Below are 19,734 nucleotides of genomic sequence, written 5' to 3' on the forward strand. Positions count from 1 at the left end.
ACCGGCGCGCGTCACGTCACTGTCCGGTCTGTCGGATGCGGCCGTCCGTCATGGGCGAGACGGGAGAGTTCTGCGCGAAATACTCGGCCAGCACATCGGCCACGTCGGGGCCGAAATCATAGGCGTCGGCGGCGTCGCGCAGCATCGAATAGCCGTCGCCCCCGTTGCGGAGGTAATCGTTCGACACGGCGAGATAATCGCGTTCGGGATCAAGAGGTTCGCCGTCGACGGTTACCTCCGTGATGCGGCTGCCGACCTCGGCGGAGGGATCGAAGACGAAGGTCATCCCGGCCACTTGCGGAAAGCGTCCCGCACCCTCGCCCACCTGGCTGACGCCATTTTCCAGCGCCTCTTTCAGCGTGGCGCCGTCGATGCGGAAGGTCGAGAGCGTGTTCTGGAAGGGCAGCACGGTCAGCACCTCGCCCATCGTGACAGGACCCGCGTCGATCGATGCGCGCACGCCGCCCCCGTTCATCAGTGCGACCTGAACGCCCTGATCGGCCACGCGGGCCAGCATCGCCTCGGCCACGGCATTGCCCATGGCGCATTCGGCCACGCGGCAGGCGTCGCGGTCGCCGCTGATGGCGTCGGCGGCTTCTGCCACGACCTTGTTGCGGATCTCTTCCAGCGGCTTGGCGGCCTCCTGGATGCGCGAGACGATGTCGGCATCCTCGGCCACGGCGGCGTCCATGATCAGGGGATTGCCTATGGCGGAGATGACCTCGCCCGCGTCGTTGAAGACAACGTCCAAACGGCCCAGGAACTTGCCGTAGGCATAGGCCTGCACGATGGCGGTATCGCCCACCATCGTGGGGTAGGGACCTGCGGCGTCGGGGTCGTCATTGGCCAGGTATGTGTTGGAATGGCCGCCCACGATCACGTCGACGCCGGTGGTTTCGCGCGCCACGCGCTGATCGACGCCATAGCCGGAATGCGACAGCACGATGATCTTGTCGATGCCCTCTTCGGTCAGCCTGTCGACCTGGTGCTGCACGGCATCGACGGGATCGGTGAAGATGATGTTGGGGCCAGGGCTGGCCAGTTCGTCGGTGTCCTGCGGCGTGAGCCCGATCAGGCCGATCTTTTCGCCGCCGCGCTCGATGATGGTCGACTTCTGCAGGACATCCTTGAGCAGGCCCTCGCGGCTGACATCGGCGTTGGACATCAGCACGGGAAAGTCGACCGCGTCCATGAAACCGCGCAGCACCTCGGGTCCGTCGTCGAATTCGTGATTGCCCACGGTCATCGCGTCGTAGCCCAGGCGGTTCATCATCTCGGCGGCCAGCTTGCCCTTGTAATAGTTGTAGAAAAGCGTGCCCTGGAACTGGTCCCCGCCATCGAAGAGCACCGGGTTGGGCGCGTCGGCACGGGCCTGCTCGATCGCCGTGGCAAGCCGCGCGGAACCGCCGAAGCACTCGCCGGCCTCGTTGTCTTCTGGCGCGCAGGTGGAATTGTACTTGCTGATCGGCTCGAACCGGGCGTGAAAATCGTTGGTGTGCAAGATGTTGAGCGTATACTCGGCCTGTGCCGCGGTGGCGGTCAGAAGGCCGGACAGGGCAAGGGGAATGAAGCGCATCGGCAAGTCTCCTGGATGAATGCAGCCAGAGTGCGGCAGGGAGCGCAGGGCGTCAAAGCCAATCTGCTTGACCATGGCACGGCGGCGGGGCATCACCGAGGCATGCTAATTTACAAGATTTTTCGCGCAGACGAATGGGCCGCGTTGCGGTCCGACGGGGAAACCCGCGGGGCACAGGTGGACGTGGCCGATGGCTATATCCATTTCTCGACGCCCGCCCAGGCGCCCGAGACGGCGGCCAGGCATTTCAAGGGGGAAGACGACCTTGTGCTGGTGGCGGTCGAGACCGACCGGCTGGGCGATGACCTGACCTGGGAGATGTCCCGCGGAGGTGACAAGTTTCCCCATCTTTACAGGGTTTTGCGACTGGACGACGTGGTCTGGGCGCAACCTTTGCCGCTGGTCGACGGCGCGCATCAGTTTCCGGCGGGCGCGGTATGAGACTGGCCGACCGGATCGGTCTGGGGCTGATGCACCGGATGGATCCGGAACGCGCGCACGGACTGGCGCTGCAGGCGTTGCGGGCGGGGCTGGTGCCGTTGCCGGGACTGGTCACGTCGGCGCGGTTGCGCTGCGAGGTGGCGGGCCTGCGGCTGGCCAATCCGATCGGGCTGGCGGCCGGGTTCGACAAGAACGCGGTGGCCCTTTCGCCGCTGTCGCGGGCCGGATTCGGGTTCGTCGAGGCGGGGGCCGTGACGCCGAAGCCGCAGGCGGGCAACTCCAAGCCGAGGCTGTTCCGGCTGTCCGACGATCGCGCCGTCATCAACCGTTTCGGGTTCAACAACAAGGGGATGGAGGATGTCGTCGCACGGCTGGCGGCACGTCCGCGCGACGCTGTGCTGGGGTTGAACCTCGGGGCCAACAAGGACAGCGCCGACCGGGCCGAGGATTTTGCCCGCGTGCTGTCGCGGTGCGGCCCGCACCTGGATTTCGCCACCGTCAACGTATCGAGCCCCAACACCGAGAAGCTGCGCGATCTGCAAGGGGCCGAGGCCCTGTCGGCGCTGCTGAAAGGCGTGATGGAGGCGCGCGACTGGCTGGAGCGCCCGATCCCGGTGTTCCTGAAAATCGCGCCTGATCTCAGTGACTTGGAGCTGTCCGAGGTGGCCGATGTGGCGCAGGCGGGTGGTGTCGCCGCAATCATCGCCACCAATACGACGCTTGACCGAAGCGGGTTGCAAAGCCCGATGCGGGACGAGGCGGGCGGGCTGTCCGGGGCGCCCCTGTTCGAGCGGTCGACGAGGGTACTGGCGCGGCTGTCCGAACTGACCGACGGGCGGATGCCGTTGATCGGTGTGGGCGGGATCGGAAGTGCCGGGCAGGCGCTGGAGAAAATCCGAGCCGGGGCGAGTGCGGTCCAGCTGTATTCGGCGCTGGTCTACGAGGGGATTGGACTGGTCGAACGGATCGCGCTGGGACTTGACAAGCTTTTGGAAGATAAGGGTTATTCCAACATTTCAGATGCAGTTGGAACGGGACGGGACGCATGGCTTTGATCGAGATATGGCACAATCCACGCTGTTCGAAATCGCGGCAGACACTGGCCTTGTTGCAGGAGCGTGGCTGCGACCTGCGGGTGCGCCGCTATCTCGAGGATGCACCGGAAGTCGCGGAGTTGCGCGACGTGCTCGACCGTCTGGGCATTCGCGCCAAGGATCTGATCCGCAAGGGAGAATCCCGGTTCAAGGAGCTGGGCCTGACCCCGGACAGCCCGGAAGAGGTGTTGCTGGCCGCCATGGCCGCGCATCCGATCCTGATCGAGCGCCCGGTCGTTTTCGCGGGTGACAAGGCTGCAATCGGCCGGCCGCCGGCCGCGGTCCTGGAGATCCTCTGACGGTTTTTCGAATCACGGGTTAATGCCGTGGAAACCGGCGAAACCGGCACGTCGGTATCGCGTCGGTATCCGGGTGGTATCGCGACGGTGCGGTTTATCCGGATCCGCGGCATGAGCGAACCGCGCGGTGCGCAGCGCCGAGACCCTGTCCGCCGCGCATGAAAAAGGCGCCTGCCGTTCGGGGACGGCAGGCGCCTTGATCTGTCAGTCCGGCCCGGCATGCGTGCCGGGCGGGATCGTTGCTGCCCGATCAGAAGCGGAAGGTGCCGCGCAGCTGAACCGTGGTCGGCTCGACATCGGCGTTGGTGCCGTTGAAGTTGTCGAACTCGTGGTAGAGCAGTTCGCCGCCGAGCGAGAAGTTGTCGGTGACCATCGTCTCGTAGCCTGCGCCGACGAAATAGCCGTCATCGTCGCCGAGGTTGTCGGTGTACGCCTTGGCATAGCCGCCGGTGCCGTAGATCAGGCCGTTGCCCAGCTTGTAGCCGGCGCGCAGCTTGGCGCGGAAGATGTTCTCCAGGTCGACCTGCGGGTTCGGCGCGGTCGAGACTTCGGCATCGGTGAAGTCGTAGTCGATGCTGCTGCCGAGCACGAAGTCGCCGAAATCGTAGTCGTAGCCGACGAAGAGACCGCCGATGACGGTTTCGTCGCCGCCGGAGATGTTGGAATCGAGGTTGTTGTAGCCCAGTTGCACACCGCCGTAGAGGCCGGTCCAGTTGGGGGTCACGGCGGCCGGGGGCGGCGGCGGCGGTGCGACGACGTCGTCTTGTACCGGCGTCAGGTTGCCGGCGAATGCGGGCGCGGCGACAAGTGCGAAGGCGGCCGCGAAGAGAGGGGCAGTGCGTTTCATTGGTACTTATCCTTTCAGGACATATTACTTGCGATGTGGCGCGAACATCTGCGGGGGCGCCATTACGCCGGGCATATGGCGTCATGGGTCCAGACTGCAAGAGCGGGCGGTGAAAGACAGCCCCGGCGCCACCTCTTTTTAAGTGGCCGATGCGGAAGAGATACACCCTAAGCGAAAAGCCGCTTGTTTTTAGTCGCCCAGGGCGAGACTTGGAACAAAGCCGCGCGACCCGCGTTCAAAGGGGTTTTTCTTCGGCGCGGACAAAGCCGGCACGAAAAAGGCCCGGGCCGATCTGTGTCGGTCCGGGCCTTGCCTGTTCGGGGAACGCGCTGGCGCGCGTCTGCAGGTTTAGAAGCGGAACGTGCCGCGCACCTGGAGCGTCGTGGCTTCGACGTCGACCGCGGTGCTGTTGTAGTCGTCGAACTCGTGATAGAGCAGTTCGCCGCCCATCGAGAAGTTCTGCGTGATCATGTGCTCGTAGCCGGCACCGACGAAGTAGCCGTCGTCACTGCCGAGGGTGTCGGTATCGGCCTGGGCATACCCGCCGGTGGCATAGAGCAGGCCGTCGCCCAGCTTGTAGCCGCCGCGGGCCTTGGCGCGGAACACGTTTTCGACCGTGGCGGCATTGTTGGCCACGCCGATGTCGGCGAAGTCGTAGTCCAGGCCGCCACCGAGCACAAATGTGCCGAAGTCGTAATCGTAACCCGCGGTCACACCGCCGATCACGCCGTCATCGCTGCCACCAACGTTGGAGTCGACATCGCCATAGCCCAGCTGGGCACCACCGTAAAAGCCGGTCCAGTCGGGGCCGACATTGGTCGGGACCGGGGCCACCGGGGCGGGGGCCGCGACGGTGTTGTCTTCCAGCGGGGGCGTGGTGTTGCCTGCGAATGCGGGGGCGGCGCCAAGGGCAAGGGCGGTCGCGAGGATTGGTGTTGCTCGTTTCATCATGCTATCCTTTCAGCAAGTTCTGCTTCGTTCCGCAGCGCGTCTTAACGGCGCTGTGTCGGGCAGATATGGCCTTGACCGCCGACACCGCAAGGGGGGTGCCGGAGCACGTTCGATCACCTGCGCGTGAGTGGCGGCCAGGTGCCGGAAACGGGGCGTTTTTCGGGCGGAAAGCCGCTGAAAAACACCTTTTTATCAGGGTGTAGGCGCGGATATTCGCCGGTTTCAGGCGGCGTTGTTCGCACATGATCATGCGGTGTGCGCTGGTGCAGGGCGCGGGCCGGGCTGCGTCGGTCGGTTGCGGGGCGGAGGGCCGCGGTCAGAGCACGCCGATATCGGCCAGCGCAGCGCTGAGATCCGCCGGCAGCGCGTCTTCGTCCTGGCGGTTTTGCGGCAGGTCGGCGGGGGCGTCGGCGGGCGCGAGGTAGCGCCAGCCCTGGAACGGGCGCTTGCGGGCGGTGGTGGTGCGGATGATCTGAGGGTCCAGCACGATGCCGCAGCGGCGGATCCCGTCGGCGCGGGTCACCTCGTCAAGGCGCAGGATGCGCTGGCGGCACTGGATGAGGCCCTGGATGACCCAGTAGATCGAGCCGCCCTCGAGCAGCTCGGCCTCGCGCCGGGGCCACATGCGGGTGACGTGGCGCGGCAGGCCGTCGGGGCCGTGGGCCTGTTTGTTGGATTGCCATTCGATCAGGCTTTCGACGGTTTCCGAGCCGACCGAGAGCTTGACGAGATGTATTTTCGGATCTGCCACGACTGTCCCCATGTCCACCAGTTTCATATCCTATGGTCGGGGCGGGGGAATTCAAGCGGGTGCCACCTTGTGGTGTGCCGATGGCACGCAGGGTTGATTTGCGTTCGGGCCACGCAGGCCTTGGGGGCGGGGCCCCCAAACCCCCTTTTTATGGGGGACCAGTCCCCCATGCCCCCGGCCTGATATGGGGGACCAGTCCCCCATGCCCCCTGGGATATTTTCGGCCAGAGGAAAGGGCTGCAGGGTGGTAGAAGATGGTTCGGATGGATTGACCCGAGCGGCTACAACGACTAGTGTGTTACGTCTCGCTCGCCACTATCGCTGCCCAAAAACACTAGACAAAACAGGTCCTCGCATGACTCGATTCGCCGCTCCTATCGCCGAGGCCATCTGGGATATGAAGTACCGCCTGAAAGAGGCGGACGGGACGCCCATGGATGGCACGGTGGAGGACAGCTGGCGCCGGATCGCGCGGGCGGTGGCGCAGGCCGAGGACGACCCCGGGATCTGGGAAGAGCGGTTCTATCGCGCGCTGGAGGATTTCAGGTTCCTGCCCGCGGGGCGGATCACGGCGGGCGCTGGCACGGGCCGGGCGGTGACGCTGTTCAACTGTTTCGTGATGGGCACGATCCCCGACAGCATGAGCGGCATCTTCGAAGGTCTGCGCGAGGCGGCGCTGACCATGCAGCAGGGCGGCGGGATCGGGTACGACTTCTCGACCATCCGGCCGAAGGGCGCATTGGTCGAGGGTGTGGCGGCCGATGCCAGCGGGCCGCTGAGCTTCATGGATGTGTGGGACGCGATGTGCCGCACGATCATGAGTGCCGGCAGCCGGCGCGGGGCGATGATGGCGACGATGCGCTGCGATCACCCGGATGTCGAGGAGTTCATCGCGGTCAAGGGCGACGCGGCGCGGCTGCGGATGTTCAACCTGAGCGTTCTGGTGACCGATGATTTCATGGAGGCCGTGAAGGCGGACGGGCCGTGGGAACTGGTCTTTGGCGGCAAGGTCTACAAGACGGTGCAGGCGCGGGACCTGTGGAACCGGATCATGCGGGCGACCTACGATTTCGCCGAGCCGGGCGTGATCTTCATCGACCGGATCAACAAGGCCAACAACCTGCATTATGCCGAGACGATCGCGGCGACGAACCCCTGTGGCGAGCAGCCGTTGCCGCCCTATGGCGCGTGCCTTTTGGGGTCGATCAACCTGGCGCGGCTGGTGACGGAGCCGTTCCAGGCGGGCGCGGGCATCGGCGAGGACGCGCTGGCCGAGCTGGTGGGCACGGCGGTGCGGATGATGGACAACGTGGTGGACGTGTCGAAATTTCCGCTGCCCGAGCAGCGCGCCGAGGCGCAGGCCAAGCGGCGGATCGGGCTGGGGGTCACCGGGCTGGCCGACGCGCTGTTGATGTGCGGGCTGCGCTATGGCGATGACGAGGCGGCGGCGCAGTGCGAGGCGTGGATGAAGGCGATTGCGCGGGCGGCTTACCTGGCGTCGGTCGAGCTGGCCAAGGAGAAGGGGGCGTTTCCGCTGTTCGAGGCGGAGCCGTACCTGCAAAGCGGCATGATGCAGGCGATGGACGAGGACGTGCGCGCGGCGGTGGCCGAGCACGGCATCCGCAACGCGCTGTTGACCAGCGTGGCGCCTACCGGGACGATCAGCCTTTATGCTGGCAACGTGAGTTCAGGGATCGAGCCGGTCTTTGCCTATTCCTACACCCGCAAGGTGTTGCAGAAGGATGGCAGCCGCACAGAGGAAGAGGTGGTGGATTACGCCGTGCAGATGTGGCGCGAGACGAAAGGCGATGCGGAGCTGCCGGAGTATTTCGTCAATGCCCAGACGCTGGAGCCGCAGGCGCATGTGAAGATGCAGGCCGCCGCGCAGAAATGGGTCGACTCGAGCATTTCCAAGACGATCAACGTGCCCGCCGATATCGGGTTCGAGGCGTTCAAGGAAGTCTACATGCAGGCCTGGGACACCGGCTGCAAGGGGTGCACGACCTACCGGCCCAACGACATCACCGGCAGCGTGCTGAGCGTGGAGTCGGAGGACAAGGTGCCGATGCCCGTGGAGGGCGGCGAGGTGGTCTATATGTCCGAGCCGCTGGACCGGCCGACGGAGCTGGAGGGCGCGACCTACAAGCTGAAATGGCCCGACAGCAGTCATGCGATTTACGTCACCGTGAACGATATCGTGCTGGACGGGCGGCGGCGGCCCTTCGAGGTGTTCATCAACTCCAAGAACATGGAGCATTTCGCCTGGACCGTGGCGCTGACGCGGATGATCAGTGCGGTGTTCCGGCGGGGCGGCGACGTGAGTTTCGTGGTCGAGGAGCTGAAGGCGGTGTTCGATCCGCGCGGCGGCGCGTGGATGAACGGCAAGTACATCCCCTCGATGCTGGCCGCGATCGGCGGCGTGCTGGAGAACCACATGATCAATATCGGCTTTCTCGAAGGCGAGGGGCTGGGCCTGAAGGAAGACCCGACGGCCAACGTGGTGAACCTGGAGGCGCCGCGCGGCCCGGCCTGTCCGTCCTGCGGCAGCTATGACATGCGCAAGGTCGAAGGCTGCCTGACCTGTGCGTCCTGCGGTCATTCGAAATGCGCGTGAGGCGGGCAGAGGGACCGCGCTGTTCTGACTACCAATTAATGGCCACCGGCGGGCTTGAAATGTCCATTTTGCAAGCGAAAAAGGTCAATCGGGCGTAGGCGCTGGATTTTCCGGTATTAATGCGGTTTCTTGCGCGAGCGAGGGTTAGAGTCCGACCAGAGGGGTTTGGTAAGTGGAAACCCGCAACAGAAGCGTCACTGGGGATTGTTCTTGGGTTTGGTCAGGGCCGACAGCGCTCTTGGGCTTGCGCGCAGCAGTTATCTTTCTCCAGTTCACCGAGATGAGTGCGTCAGCCATTTTTTGAAGCTATTGGGTGAGGCGATAGGCAACACTGGAACGACGACCCACGAAATGGCGCGCATGAAAAAAAGGGCGGCTTTCGCCGCCCTTCTTCGAGAACCATTTGGTTTTTCATGCAGATCGCCAGCGCTGCAGTGCAACTTCGACTCGCGCATGCGCCAGAATGGCTTCGTGTTTCGAGTAATACCCGTCGCAGAACTGGTGACCGTAAGTGTCTTCGCAAGTATTTTCGATCATTCCGACCGATCCGCGTGTAGTGCCGGCCTACCCAGACGCGGACCCGAGAAAGGCTGTGCTTCTCGATGAGCCATAGAGTCATGTCGCAGATATCATGCTCCATCCCGAATTCGTCAGCATAGATGTTCAGGCGGCGCTTGCGCGCCACCTGAAGTACATTGCTTGCTCCGATTTCACTCGGCTCGAGGGAACCGCGCGAGGAGCTCGCTGACGCGCGCTCCGTGCCAGAGGGTCATGCCTGAGGCTGGTAAACCCCGTTCGCGACCGATCCGGTCGAGCGACGAGGGCGTCTGGTCTGCCAGGACGCTGTGAATGTCGCGCAGCGCGGCCTCGACGGCATCTGTATCCGGGATCGGCTGACCGAAGGCGGCATGCAGGTCACAGAGCGCCGCGAACCCAATCGGATCATCGAGCGTATCCAGCAGCTCGCAGAGGCTCGCGCCGTGGCGGCGGAGGTGTTGCTCCACAGAGTAAGCCGCGCCGAGACGCGCCTCGGCGATGTCGAGGGTGGTGGTGTTGAGGGTTGTGGTATTGAGCATGATGTTCTCCCTTCATGCAGTGGCGGAAACGGTGCTGGTGTGCCTGGTTCATCGGCGTCATGTTCCGTCGCAGGGAGAAGGTGGGCGTTGGCAGGTTCCTTTCGGTTGTTCTCAACTGCTGGTGTTCGGTGCTGGTGATGAGAACATTGGTCGTTCATCGGGATGACGAAGAAGAAATCTACTGGGCGCTGATTTTTTCTGCTGTCGCGCTGCATCGGCGAAGACTTTCCACGACGGTGGAAGGCTGGGTATCGGACCTTGTATTCATCCGAGGGCATGACGCCGACCGTGCAAACCGCGCATGGCCGGCGCCGCAGGTCAAGCGGCGTCCCGCGCCGGGAGGGCAAGCGCCAGCGCATCGCGCTCGTCGTCCAGTTCTCCGATCTCGACGAGGAGGTCATAGAGCCGGTCGGTGAGCAGGCAGAGCTCTTCCACCTCGATGCTCGCGGGATCGAGGAGGCTCCAGTGTGACAGGTCCGGTTCGAGCTCGTCGATGACGGGGTCGAGGGACAGGAGCCGGTGCAGATCGACGAGCCTGCGCCGCGTCGCCCGGTCAAGTCGCGACGCTTCGCGCAAGCCGGTCATCAAACGCAGGACGCGGGCCGTTCCGGCCTCGCCGTCGATTAGCCCCGCGGCGTTGCAAAGAGCCGATCCGTGCTTGTCGAAATGCGCCCGTGCGGCAGCAAGTTGCAGGTCTGCGGACAGGGTCTTCGTAGGTAAGTTGCGCAGCATGGTGGTCCTCCTCGGTTGCGCATCTGCCGTTCGTGGCAGCATCAAGCCCGTCCGCATGTTGTTTCTCCGAGATGATCCTCCTTTTTGCTGCCTCGGCTGAATGGTCGTTGTTTCGGTGTCTTGATATGGAGATTGGCCATTCGCCGGCGGCACGAAGCAAAAACTTCAGTTTTTTCGGCGCTCCCGGAAATCTCGCTTCCAGGGTCTTCAATCGGCCCCATGATGCCGATTGCCGATCTTCGCCGTTGGAGCAGGCGTCCCAAAGGATTTCTCTAATATCCACGGAAAATACAGTAGGCGGTCCAAACTTGAGGGCGACAGCCTCGTGGGACCTCTCGGACCTTCGCCGCGCTTACTCAATTCTTGTCGCACCTGCGAGGGTCACCAGCAGGAAGGGCGGAGAGCAACCATTCGCTGCGGAACCTGCCAACATCCGCTTCGGTTGGATCTGCTGCATCTTTCACCCAGTGTCTGTGCCTTCTGACCCGATGCCAAAGCAAAAGCCGACCCCGTTTAGACGGCGCGGTCAGGCCTTTGCTTCAATCGCCGCAGCCGCAGATTGGATCGCTTCAAGCGTCACGGCAAGGTCGTCCTCGGTCAGGGCGAGGCTTGGATATGTCTTGCCTGGAGATTTGAAGATCCCGTGGTGTCGCAACGCGTCGTTCCAGAGTTTTGCGCGGCCGGCGTCGGCTGCTTGCACGGCCCTGTAGTCCCGCGCATCCTGCGCAGTGAAGACAACTTCAAACAGCGTCGCATCGCCCACGATGCGATAGGGAATACCCGTTGGCTCAAGCGCGTCGCGGATCATGCCCCCGACCCTGTCACCAAGTTCGCGAAGCCGCGCATATTGTCCGTCGCGGCGCAGGATTTCGAGGCTTTTGAGCCCTGCCGCTGCCGCCACCGGGTTGCCCGAGAGCGTCCCGAGTTGCATGAGCCAGCCTTCCTCACCCACGGCGGCCTTGTCGAAATGCCCCATGATGTCGGCCCGCCCCACTGTCGCCGCGAGGGGGAAGCCGCCGCCGATCACCTTGCCCAAGGTACATAGGTCGGGCGTAACGAAGTAGTGTTCCTGTGCACCGCCGTAGGCAAAACGAAAGCCCGTTACGACCTCGTCAAAGATCAGGACGATGCCGTATCGGGTGCACTCCTCGCGCAACAATTCAAGAAAGCCCGGCGCGGGCGGGATGATGCGCTGCAGCGGCTCCACGATCAGACCGGCAATCTGCCCCTCATACTCGGCGAGAAGCGAGCGGATGTAGTCGAAATCGTTGAAAGGCGCGATCAGCATTTCGTCGGCCACACTTTGAGGGATGCCGGCGCTGTCGGGCACCGCTTGCGGAAAATTCTCACGCCGTGAGGGGGCAAGGCTCATCTGCGCCTCGGCTGACATGCCGTGGTAGCCGCCCTCGAATTTGACGATCTTGTCGCGCCCGGTGAAGGCGCGGGCGAGGCGCATTGCGTACATATCCGCCTCGCCGCCAGACGAGACATAGCGAAGTTGTTCGGCACAAGGGACGGCGCGGCAGATTTCCTCGGCCAGTTCGATGCCGAGCACGTTGTTGGCGAAGAATGTCTGGCCTTTGGGGAGTTGTTCGAACACCGCGTCCAACACCTCGGGGTGGCCATGGCCCAAAAGCATGGGGCCCGATCCGATGAGGTAATCGACGTACTCTTTGCCGTCCTCATCCCAGACCCGAGACCCGCGGCCTTCGCGGATCACGATCGAGGGGTCGAAATTGCCAAAGCCCCCGGCGGGAAGCACGGCGCGGGCGCGCTCGGCCCATTCGGCTTGGGTGTGCTGTTTGTTCATGTGTTCAATCCAGTATCAGGTCAGGCGTGCACAGAAGATCGCGATCTGGCGTGACGCCAAGGCCCGGGCCTTCGGGCGGGGTGATGCGCCCATTGGCCCGGACGGGGCCGTCGGGTGCAATGCGCGGACTGACATAGCCCGAGAGATCGCACACATTGAGCACCCGGGCGGGATTTGTGGCTGCAGCAAGGTGAAGTGCGGCGGCTGTGGCGATATCCGAGCCCCAAGTGCATTCGATGCACATCTTGGCGCCGAGATGCAGGCAGAGGTCGCGCGCCCTTCTCAGGGCCGAAAGCCCGCCAAATTTCGACAGCTTCAGCGCCACCGCATCCATGATGCCAAGGCTATGCGCCTGCAAAAGCGTGGCCGTATCATACGACAATTCATCCATTTTCATGGGTAGGCCCGTGGCGGCGCGCACCTGGGCGCATTCGGCGAACGTGGCGCAGGGCTGCTCCAGCATGACGTCAAGGTCGGCCACGGCCCGGCCGACTCGCGTGGCCCAGAGTGTCGTCGCGCCGCAGTTCCAGTCTCCATAGACCAGCGGGCCGGGGCCTACGGCCTCGCGGACCTTGGTCAAGCGTTCAACATCCGTTTGCCAATCGCCCGAGGCGCCCAGCTTGGCCTGAAACTGCGTGATGCCGCCGGTCTGCGCGTCGCGGGCGATACGCGCCATTTCATCAGGCGCGACGCAGGTGATCGAATGATAAAGCGGCAGGTCGGCCACTTGCCTGCCACCCAGAAGCGCATAAAGTGGCAACCCTGCGGCTTTACCGGTGATATCCCAAAGCGCGATATCCAGCGCGGACTTGGCATAGGCGTGGCCGGTGAGCCAGGTATCGGCGCGGGCCATCAGGGCCTCGGCCCCCAGAGGGTCACCGCCAAGGATGACGGGTGCCAGTTCGCTCAGGGCCGGGGCAACCCCGCGCGCATAGGCGGGCAGGTAATGGGGGATCGGGCAAACCTCGCCCCAGCCGGTCAGTCCGGTGTCAGTCTCGACCGCGATCACCACGGTTTCCACCGTGTCGCAGGTTTTGCCGTCGGCCATGTAATAGGTCGTGTGACTGGTCAGCGGCACATGCCATAGCGAGAGGCGCGCGATCTTCATTCGGCGGGCTCTGCTACGGCGTCGGTGCGCGGCAGGAGGCTCTGAGGGTCATAGGCCGGTTCACCCAGAACATGGGCGGAGCGGGGCGCTCCATGGATCACCACCTGCAATTCGGTGCCGGGACTGGCGGCGCGCGGTTTGACGTATGCGAAGGCGAGGATCTTGCCGACGGTGTGGCCATAAGCCACCGAAGCGGTAGACCCGACAACTTCCCCATTCAGCAGCACGGCTTCGCCGCCATGTCCGTCAATCTCGCCATCCGGCTCGATCTCGAGGTAGGCGCAGGTCCAGGGGTGCTGCCCGGCCTCGGCCTGAGCAGCGCTTTCTCGGGTGGCCTCAACCCCCAGGTACTCTTTGTCGAGCTTTGCAAAGCGCATGACATCGGCCTCGGGCAGGGTGACTTCGTTGGTCAATTCACCCGCGCCTTTGAAGCCCTTTTCCATCCGCAGGGCGTTCATCGCAAAGCTGCCATAGTCGGCGATGCCATGCGCCTCACCCGCCGCCCAAAGCGCGTCGTAAACGGCCAGAGCATGTTCGCGGGGGATGTGGAATTCCCACCCCAACTCACCGGCGTAGGACATGCGGAAGGCCCAGACCGGCGCACCGGCCACGATGATCTGTTGTGCCGTCAGCCAGCGGAACCCGGTATTCGACAGGTCGGCATCGGTGCATTGGGCCAAAACCGCACGGGAGGCCGGGCCGTTGAGAGCAAGAGCAGCCCAGTCGTTGGAGCGTAGGGTGACCCGCGAGTCTTCATCCGCGCGGTTCTGTTCGAGATGGTCCAGCAGGCGCTGCTCGAAAAACGCGGCGCAGACGAGATAGAAGCGGTCCTCGGCCAACCGGACCACCGTGGTTTCCAACTCGATCCGCCCCCGCCGGTTGAGCATGTGGGTCAACGCGATACCGCCCACCTTCTGTGGCAGGCGGTTCGCGACCAGGCGATCCAGCAGGGCTTCGGCACCCGGGCCGGTCACCTCGACCTTGGTGAAAGCGGAAATGTCCATGATGCCCACCGCCTCGCGCACGGCTTTACACTCGGCACCCACAACATCGTGTACCGCGTTGCGGCGGAAGGAGTAGTGATCTTCCTGCGCCACGCCATCGCGGGCAAACCAGCGGGGGCGTTCGTGTCCATAGACCTCTTCAAAGACCGCGCCCTTGTCCTTGAGGCGCTCATAGAGCGGGGAGGGTTTCACCGGCCGCCCCGCCAAACGGTTGAAATGTGGAAAGGGGATTTCGTGGCGCAGGCAGTAATCTTCCTTGGCTTTGATGACTTGCCAGTCCTTGGTGGCGTAGTTGCCGAAGCGGCGCGGGTCATAGTCGCGCATCGAGATATCGGCCGCGCCATGCACCATCCAGCGGGCCAATTCGCGCGTGAGCCCGGGACCCCATCCGATGCCGATCTGCGTTCCGCAGCAGCACCAGTAGTTGCGCACGCCGGGTGCGGGGCCGATCAGCGGGTTGCCGTCGGGCGGATGGCTGATGGCGCCGTGCACATCGCGGGTGATTCCCAGTTCGGCAAATATTGGCATCCGGTCCAGCGCGTTTTCCAGCCACGGCATGACCCGGTCGTAATCGGCCTCGAACAACTCATTCTCGGCGTCCCAGGGGCAATGATCCTCCCAAACGGTATTGGGGTTCTCCTTTTCATAAATCCCGATCAGGCCTTTCTTCTGCTCCATCCGGATATAGCCGGACACCAGCTTGTCATCGCGGATCACGGGTAATTCGCGGTCCAGTTGCTCGAATTCCGGTACAGTATCGGTCACGAAATAGTGGTGGGTCATGGAGGTCATGGGCAGTTGCAGGCCCGACCATTCGCCCATCTGGCGGGCATAGGTGCCGCCCGCGTTGACCACATGCTCGCAGCGAATCGTGCCTTTCTCGGTTTCAACCACCCAGTTGTCGCCCTGCCGGGTGATGTTGGTGGCGCGGCCGCGGCGGATGATACGCACGCCTTTCTGGCGCGCGCCGGCGGCCATGGCCATGGTCACGTTGGTCGGATCTACATGCCCGTCGTCGGGCGTGTGCAGCGCGCCAAGGACCCCATCGAGATTGTAGAACGGATGCAGTTCGGCCACGCGGTCGGGGCCGACAAGCTCGATGTTGAACCCCAGAGTGCGACCGACCGATAGGGTATGGCGCAGCCAGTCCATCTCGTCCTCGGTATAGGCCAGCCTGAAAGAGCCGCAGCCATGCCACGTGACAGGCTGCCCCGTCTCGGCCTCCAGGGCGCCGGAATAAAGGTCGATGTTGTAGTCCACGCATTTGCCGAGGCTGAAGCTCGATGTCGAATGCGTGATCTGTCCCGCCGCGTGCCATGTCGACCCGCTGGTCAGTTCCGCCTTTTCCAAAAGTACGGTGTCAGGCCCCCAGCCTTCGTGGCCCAGATGATAGGCCAGGCCAACGCCCATGACGCCACCCCCGACGATGACGACGCGGGCCTGTGTGGGGAAGTTGGATTCGGACATGGCGGTTTTCCTGTTCGCAGAGTCGCATTTTCTGTGGACAGATTAAAAGAACATTTGTACCATCGTCAATCATGAATGACACATATGTATCAAATACGATCCTTGATCGCCTTACGGCCGAATGGGACAAGCTGACTCCCGAGGCGCAGAAGGCTGCGCGCTACGTACTGGAAAACCCTGCAGATGTAGGCGTTTCCACCGTGCGCGAGATCGCCGTTGCGGCGAATGTCAAACCCAACACCTTTGTTCGCATGGCCCGGCAGGTCGGGTTCGAAGGCTACGAGGATTTTCGCGCGCCCTTCCGCGAGGCGATCCGGCGGGGCGGCGTCAGTTTTCCTGACCGCGCCCGCTGGCTTCAGGATATTCGCAAGTCCGGTGAGATTGGCGGGCTTTATGCCGATATGATCGGTGCCGCCGTGCGCAATATAGATGAGACCTTCGCGGGGATATCCGAAGAGGCGCTCAAGGCAGCCGCCGAAGCGATCTGGGCATCGCGCCAAGTCTTCACCCTTGGCGTGGGCGTTCACAATTCGAACGCGCGCAACTTCACCTATCTGGCGTCCACCGGCATGACCCAGTTCCACGCCATACCGCGCCCCGGCTCCACCCCGGTGGACGACCTGGCCTGGGCTGATGGCCGCGATGTGTTGATCGCGATGACGATGAAACCTTACCGTACCGAAGTCATCGACGCGGTGCGCATCGCCCGCGATCAGGGCGTCACCGTCATCGCCATCTCTGACAGCCCGGCCAGCCCGATTAGCCTTGCCGCCAACCACAGCTTCACCGTGGCGGTCGACACGCCGCAGTTCTTTCCGTCATCCGTGGCAACCGTTGCCCTGCTCGAAACCCTGCTCAGCTTCGTCATCTCCGTTGCCAGCGATGAGATCGTGGAACGGGTCGAGAAATTCCACCGTCGCCGGCACCAGCTCGGCCTCTATCAGGAGGAGCCCGAATGAACGCACCGCTCACACATTCGCTTGATGCGCGTTACTACACCGATCCAGCCATCTTCGAGGCGGAACGAAAGGGTGTTTTGGCCCGGACATGGCAGTTCGCCGGCCACGGCAGCCAACTGGAGCACCCCGGCGATTACTTCGCTTTCGAAATGGCGGGCGAAAGCCTGTTCTGTATCAAGGGACGCGACGGCGAGATCCGCACGTTCTACAATGTCTGTCAGCACCGGGCGCATCAGCTTGTCAATGGCGAAGGCTCCACCCGCGTCGTGGTCTGCCCCTACCACGCCTGGACTTACGAGCTGACCGGAGAACTGCGCGCGGCGCCGAACACCAAGTCCGTTCCAGGCTTCGACAAGTCCGCTGTCTGCCTGACCGAGGTGCGCACCGAACTTTTCCTGGGCTTCATCTTCGTCAATCTCGATCCTGACGCGGCCCCGATGGACGCGTGGTTCCCGGGGGTGCGCGAAGAGTTGATTCAATGGCTGCCGCACTGGGAAAGCCTGAAACCGCTTGAGTGGGTGGAAATCCCGGAAAACTGCAACTGGAAGGTCTCGGTCGAGAACTACTCCGAATGCTACCATTGCTCGCTCAACCATCCGACCTTCGCGACAGGGATCATCAAGCCCGAAACGTATGACATCCAGCCAGAAGGCTATTGCCTGAGACACACGACGGAATGTCAGAGCCTTGAGAACATGAGCTACGACATCGACCGCTCAAAGCCGCATTCCGAGGAATATTCAAGCTGGTTCCTATGGCCGATGTTCAGCTTTCAGGTTTATCCGGGCAACGTGCTGAACACCTACCACTGGCGCGCGATCGACCCTGATCATGTGGTTGTCTGGCGCGGCTGGTATACCGAAGGCGGCTGGGACAGCGAAGTGATCCGCCGGCTGGCGGTGCAGGACCGGGCCACAACCGTGGAAGAGGATATCCACCTCGTCGAGTCCGTGCAGCGCGGGCTTAAATCGCGTGGCTACATACCGGGTCCGCTGGTTGTCGATCCGGAATGTGGCGTGAACTCGGAGCACTCCGTGATGACGCTGCAAAAATGGATGCGCGAGGGAATCGAAAGCTAAGATGCGCGCGTATTGGAAAAACTACATCGACGGCGCGTGGTGTGATGGCGGCGCGGCGCGGATTGACGTGATCAACCCGGGCACCGGCGAGAACCTGGCGGAGCAGGCTTTGGCGGATGAGGCCGACGTGGACCGCGCCGTGCAGGCCGCCAAACGCGTGCATCAAACGGGGGTGCTGCGCGACATGCGTCCGCTTGAGCGGGGGCGCTTGGTGCAGGCCATGGGGCAGTACCTGCTGGATAACCTTGACGAGGTGGCCAATGTCCTGACCCAAGAACAAGGCAAGCCGCTGTGGGAGGCCGAGATCGAGGTACGCGGCGCGGCGCTTTACTTCGAGTATTACGGCAATCAGGCCTCAACGGTGGAAGGCAAGTCGATCCCGCTGGGCGCGGGCTATTACGATTTCACCGATTGCGAGCCTTATGGGGTATCGGCGCAGATCATCCCGTGGAACTATCCCGTCGAGATGACCGCGCGGTCGCTGTCGGCGGCTTTGGCCACGGGCAATACTTGCGTGATCAAGACCCCTGAACTGACGCCGCTGAGCAATTATATTTTCGCCCATGCGGCTGAGACGGTGGGCCTGCCCAAGGGGGCGGTGAATATCCTGTGCGGGTGGGGCCGTCAGGCGGGCGCGACCCTGTCAGGCCACCCGGATGTCAATCAGATCGTCTTCACCGGCTCGGTGCCCACGGGTGTCGCCATCGCCACGGCGGCGGCGCAGAACGTGGTGCCTTGCGTTCTGGAACTGGGCGGGAAATCGGCGGCCATCGTGCATGAGGACGCCGATCTGGAGGCGTTTGAGAATGACATCCGCTGGGGCATCTATTTCAACGCGGGCCAAGTGTGCAGCGCGATGAGCCGGGTGATCGTGCATGAATCGCGTCACGATGAACTGGTCGAGCGGGCAGTAAAAGTGGCCAAATCCCTGTCTGTCGGGCCGGGGATGGAACGGACCGAGGCGGGGGCCAACATGGGGGCCATGGTCAGCGAAGGGCAGCGCGACCGCGCCGCCGGGATGGTCTCGGACGCCGAAGCGCAGGGAGCCACGGTGGCCACGGGCGGGCGCAAAATGAACATTCCCGGCGCCTTCCTTGAACCCACTGTTATGGCGCATGTCACCCCCGAGATGACCATCGCGCAGGAGGAGGTCTTTGGCCCGGTCCTGTCGGTGCTCAAGTTCCGCGACGAGGCGCAGGCGATGGAGATCGCCAATGGTACTCAATATGGCCTTGTGGGCGGCGTCTTTACCACCGATCTGGACCGCGCCACCCGCGCGGCCCGGCAGATGCGGGCAGGGCAGGTTTTCGTCAACGAATGGTTCGCGGGCGGTGTGGAAACCCCCTTTGGCGGTTTCGGCAAATCCGGCTATGGCCGGGAAAAGGGGCGCGAGGCGCTGTGGAATTATGTGCAGACCAAGAACGTTGCCATCAAGTTGAAAGGCTAAAACATGAGCGCATTTGGCGAAGACCTATTCCTCAAGGGGCTTGAACAGCGCAAGGCCACGCTGGGGGCGGAATACGTAGAAAAGAACCTCGCAGCCGCCGATGAGTTCACCCGCCCCTTTCAGGAGGCGATGACGGCGTGGTGCTGGGGATTCGGCTGGGGCGATGATGTGATCGACGCCAAGACACGCTCGATGATGAACCTTGCCATGATCGGCGCGCTTGGCAAGATGCACGAATGGGAGATCCACTGCCGCGGCGCGATCAACAATGGCGTTACACAAGAGGAAATCCGCGCCATCATCCATGTGATCGGCATCTATTGCGGCGTCCCGCAGGCGCTCGAGTGCTTCCGGACAGCGCGCAAGGTGCTGGACGAGACCTGATCGCGCGCCTTTGCTTTCGGACGCGCCTTGGCAGAAGCCATTCTCGGAACAGGAATCTTGTATCAGTGCGGAGCCAGAAACGGCCAGTTCCCAAT

Annotated in this window: 18 protein-coding genes; 9 read left to right on the forward strand and 9 right to left on the reverse strand. The window is 63.3% G+C overall.

The genetic code is table 11. The annotated features are described in order from the left end of the window. Positions 1-16: 16 nt before the first annotated feature. Positions 17-1,576, reverse strand: a complete 1,560-nt coding sequence (locus FIU89_RS04630) for a bifunctional UDP-sugar hydrolase/5'-nucleotidase (RefSeq protein ID WP_152491509.1) — start codon at positions 1,574-1,576, stop codon at positions 17-19. A gap of 102 nt (positions 1,577-1,678) precedes the next feature. On the opposite strand from FIU89_RS04630, the gene FIU89_RS04635 reads away from it, so the two are divergent. From FIU89_RS04635 to arsC, 3 genes are read left to right on the forward strand one after another with little or no spacing between them, the layout of a single operon-like run. Beyond that, positions 1,679-2,017 (forward strand): DUF952 domain-containing protein, encoded by a 339-nt coding sequence (locus tag FIU89_RS04635; RefSeq protein WP_152494401.1) that lies wholly within the window; start codon positions 1,679-1,681, stop codon positions 2,015-2,017. After that, positions 2,014-3,072, forward strand: coding sequence for a quinone-dependent dihydroorotate dehydrogenase (locus tag FIU89_RS04640; RefSeq protein WP_152491510.1), 1,059 nt, complete (start codon positions 2,014-2,016; stop codon positions 3,070-3,072). The genes FIU89_RS04635 and FIU89_RS04640 overlap by 4 nt, the downstream gene beginning before the upstream one ends. Beyond that, positions 3,069-3,410 (forward strand): arsenate reductase (glutaredoxin), encoded by a 342-nt coding sequence (arsC, locus tag FIU89_RS04645; RefSeq protein WP_152494402.1) that lies wholly within the window; start codon positions 3,069-3,071, stop codon positions 3,408-3,410. The genes FIU89_RS04640 and arsC overlap by 4 nt, the downstream gene beginning before the upstream one ends. 250 nt (positions 3,411-3,660) lie before the next feature. Here the strand turns inward: arsC and FIU89_RS04650 are convergent, their stop codons facing one another. The 3 genes from FIU89_RS04650 to FIU89_RS04660 form a co-directional block, all read right to left on the reverse strand. Next, positions 3,661-4,257 (reverse strand): outer membrane protein, encoded by a 597-nt coding sequence (locus FIU89_RS04650; RefSeq protein WP_152491511.1) that lies wholly within the window; start codon positions 4,255-4,257, stop codon positions 3,661-3,663. Between the two features lie 348 nt (positions 4,258-4,605). Further along, on the reverse strand, positions 4,606-5,205 hold the full coding sequence (locus FIU89_RS04655) for an outer membrane protein (protein WP_152491512.1): 600 nt from the start codon (positions 5,203-5,205) through the stop codon (positions 4,606-4,608). A 319-nt stretch (positions 5,206-5,524) separates the two neighbouring features. Next, entirely contained in the window at positions 5,525-5,986 is a 462-nt protein-coding gene (locus tag FIU89_RS04660) for a DUF1489 family protein (RefSeq protein WP_254701793.1), read from the reverse strand. A 328-nt stretch (positions 5,987-6,314) separates the two neighbouring features. On the opposite strand from FIU89_RS04660, the gene FIU89_RS04665 reads away from it, so the two are divergent. Then, positions 6,315-8,573: an adenosylcobalamin-dependent ribonucleoside-diphosphate reductase gene (locus tag FIU89_RS04665; RefSeq protein ID WP_152491513.1), complete on the forward strand. Its 2,259-nt coding sequence runs from the start codon at positions 6,315-6,317 to the stop codon at positions 8,571-8,573. A gap of 710 nt (positions 8,574-9,283) precedes the next feature. Here the strand turns inward: FIU89_RS04665 and FIU89_RS04670 are convergent. Further along, positions 9,284-9,649: a hypothetical protein gene (locus FIU89_RS04670; RefSeq protein WP_152491514.1), complete on the reverse strand. Its 366-nt coding sequence runs from the start codon at positions 9,647-9,649 to the stop codon at positions 9,284-9,286. Between FIU89_RS04670 and FIU89_RS22200 the strand changes: the two genes are divergently transcribed. Beyond that, positions 9,642-9,815, forward strand: a complete 174-nt coding sequence (locus tag FIU89_RS22200; protein WP_172978025.1) for a hypothetical protein — start codon at positions 9,642-9,644, stop codon at positions 9,813-9,815. The two genes, FIU89_RS04670 and FIU89_RS22200, sit on opposite strands and share 8 nt — an antisense overlap. A gap of 152 nt (positions 9,816-9,967) precedes the next feature. Here FIU89_RS22200 and FIU89_RS04675 read toward each other — a convergent pair whose 3' ends face one another. The 4 genes from FIU89_RS04675 to FIU89_RS04690 all read right to left on the reverse strand — a co-directional run bounded on the left by FIU89_RS04675 (position 9,968) and on the right by FIU89_RS04690 (position 15,770). Then, on the reverse strand, positions 9,968-10,381 hold the full coding sequence (locus FIU89_RS04675; protein WP_152491515.1) for a hypothetical protein: 414 nt from the start codon (positions 10,379-10,381) through the stop codon (positions 9,968-9,970). 526 nt (positions 10,382-10,907) lie between these two features. Continuing rightward, positions 10,908-12,191 (reverse strand): aspartate aminotransferase family protein, encoded by a 1,284-nt coding sequence (locus FIU89_RS04680; protein ID WP_152491516.1) that lies wholly within the window; start codon positions 12,189-12,191, stop codon positions 10,908-10,910. Positions 12,192-12,195: 4 nt separating this feature from the next. Then, the gene (locus FIU89_RS04685; RefSeq protein ID WP_152491517.1) at positions 12,196-13,299 is read right to left on the reverse strand and encodes a mandelate racemase/muconate lactonizing enzyme family protein; all 1,104 of its coding nucleotides are present in this window, start codon (positions 13,297-13,299) and stop codon (positions 12,196-12,198) included. After that, positions 13,296-15,770, reverse strand: a complete 2,475-nt coding sequence (locus FIU89_RS04690) for an FAD-dependent oxidoreductase (protein ID WP_152491518.1) — start codon at positions 15,768-15,770, stop codon at positions 13,296-13,298. Before FIU89_RS04690 ends, FIU89_RS04685 begins: the two co-directional genes overlap by 4 nt. A 71-nt stretch (positions 15,771-15,841) precedes the next feature. On the opposite strand from FIU89_RS04690, the gene FIU89_RS04695 reads away from it, so the two are divergent. The 4 genes from FIU89_RS04695 to FIU89_RS04710 are packed head-to-tail and all read left to right on the forward strand — an operon-like array spanning position 15,842 to position 19,639. After that, positions 15,842-16,729 carry a MurR/RpiR family transcriptional regulator gene (locus tag FIU89_RS04695; protein ID WP_152491519.1) on the forward strand — a complete coding sequence of 296 codons (888 nt, stop codon included), beginning with the start codon at positions 15,842-15,844 and terminating at the stop codon, positions 16,727-16,729. After that, a complete protein-coding gene (locus tag FIU89_RS04700; protein ID WP_152491520.1) occupies positions 16,726-17,808 on the forward strand; it encodes an aromatic ring-hydroxylating dioxygenase subunit alpha in 1,083 nt (360 codons plus the stop codon). Before FIU89_RS04695 ends, FIU89_RS04700 begins: the two co-directional genes overlap by 4 nt. A gap of 1 nt (position 17,809) precedes the next feature. Then, positions 17,810-19,255: an aldehyde dehydrogenase family protein gene (locus FIU89_RS04705; RefSeq protein ID WP_152491521.1), complete on the forward strand. Its 1,446-nt coding sequence runs from the start codon at positions 17,810-17,812 to the stop codon at positions 19,253-19,255. 3 nt (positions 19,256-19,258) lie between these two features. Continuing rightward, the gene (locus tag FIU89_RS04710; protein WP_152491522.1) at positions 19,259-19,639 is read left to right on the forward strand and encodes a carboxymuconolactone decarboxylase family protein; all 381 of its coding nucleotides are present in this window, start codon (positions 19,259-19,261) and stop codon (positions 19,637-19,639) included. Positions 19,640-19,734 lie beyond the last annotated feature (95 nt).

It is taken from the genome of Roseovarius sp. THAF27 (assembly GCF_009363655.1).
Taxonomy (GTDB): Bacteria; Pseudomonadota; Alphaproteobacteria; order Rhodobacterales; family Rhodobacteraceae; genus Roseovarius.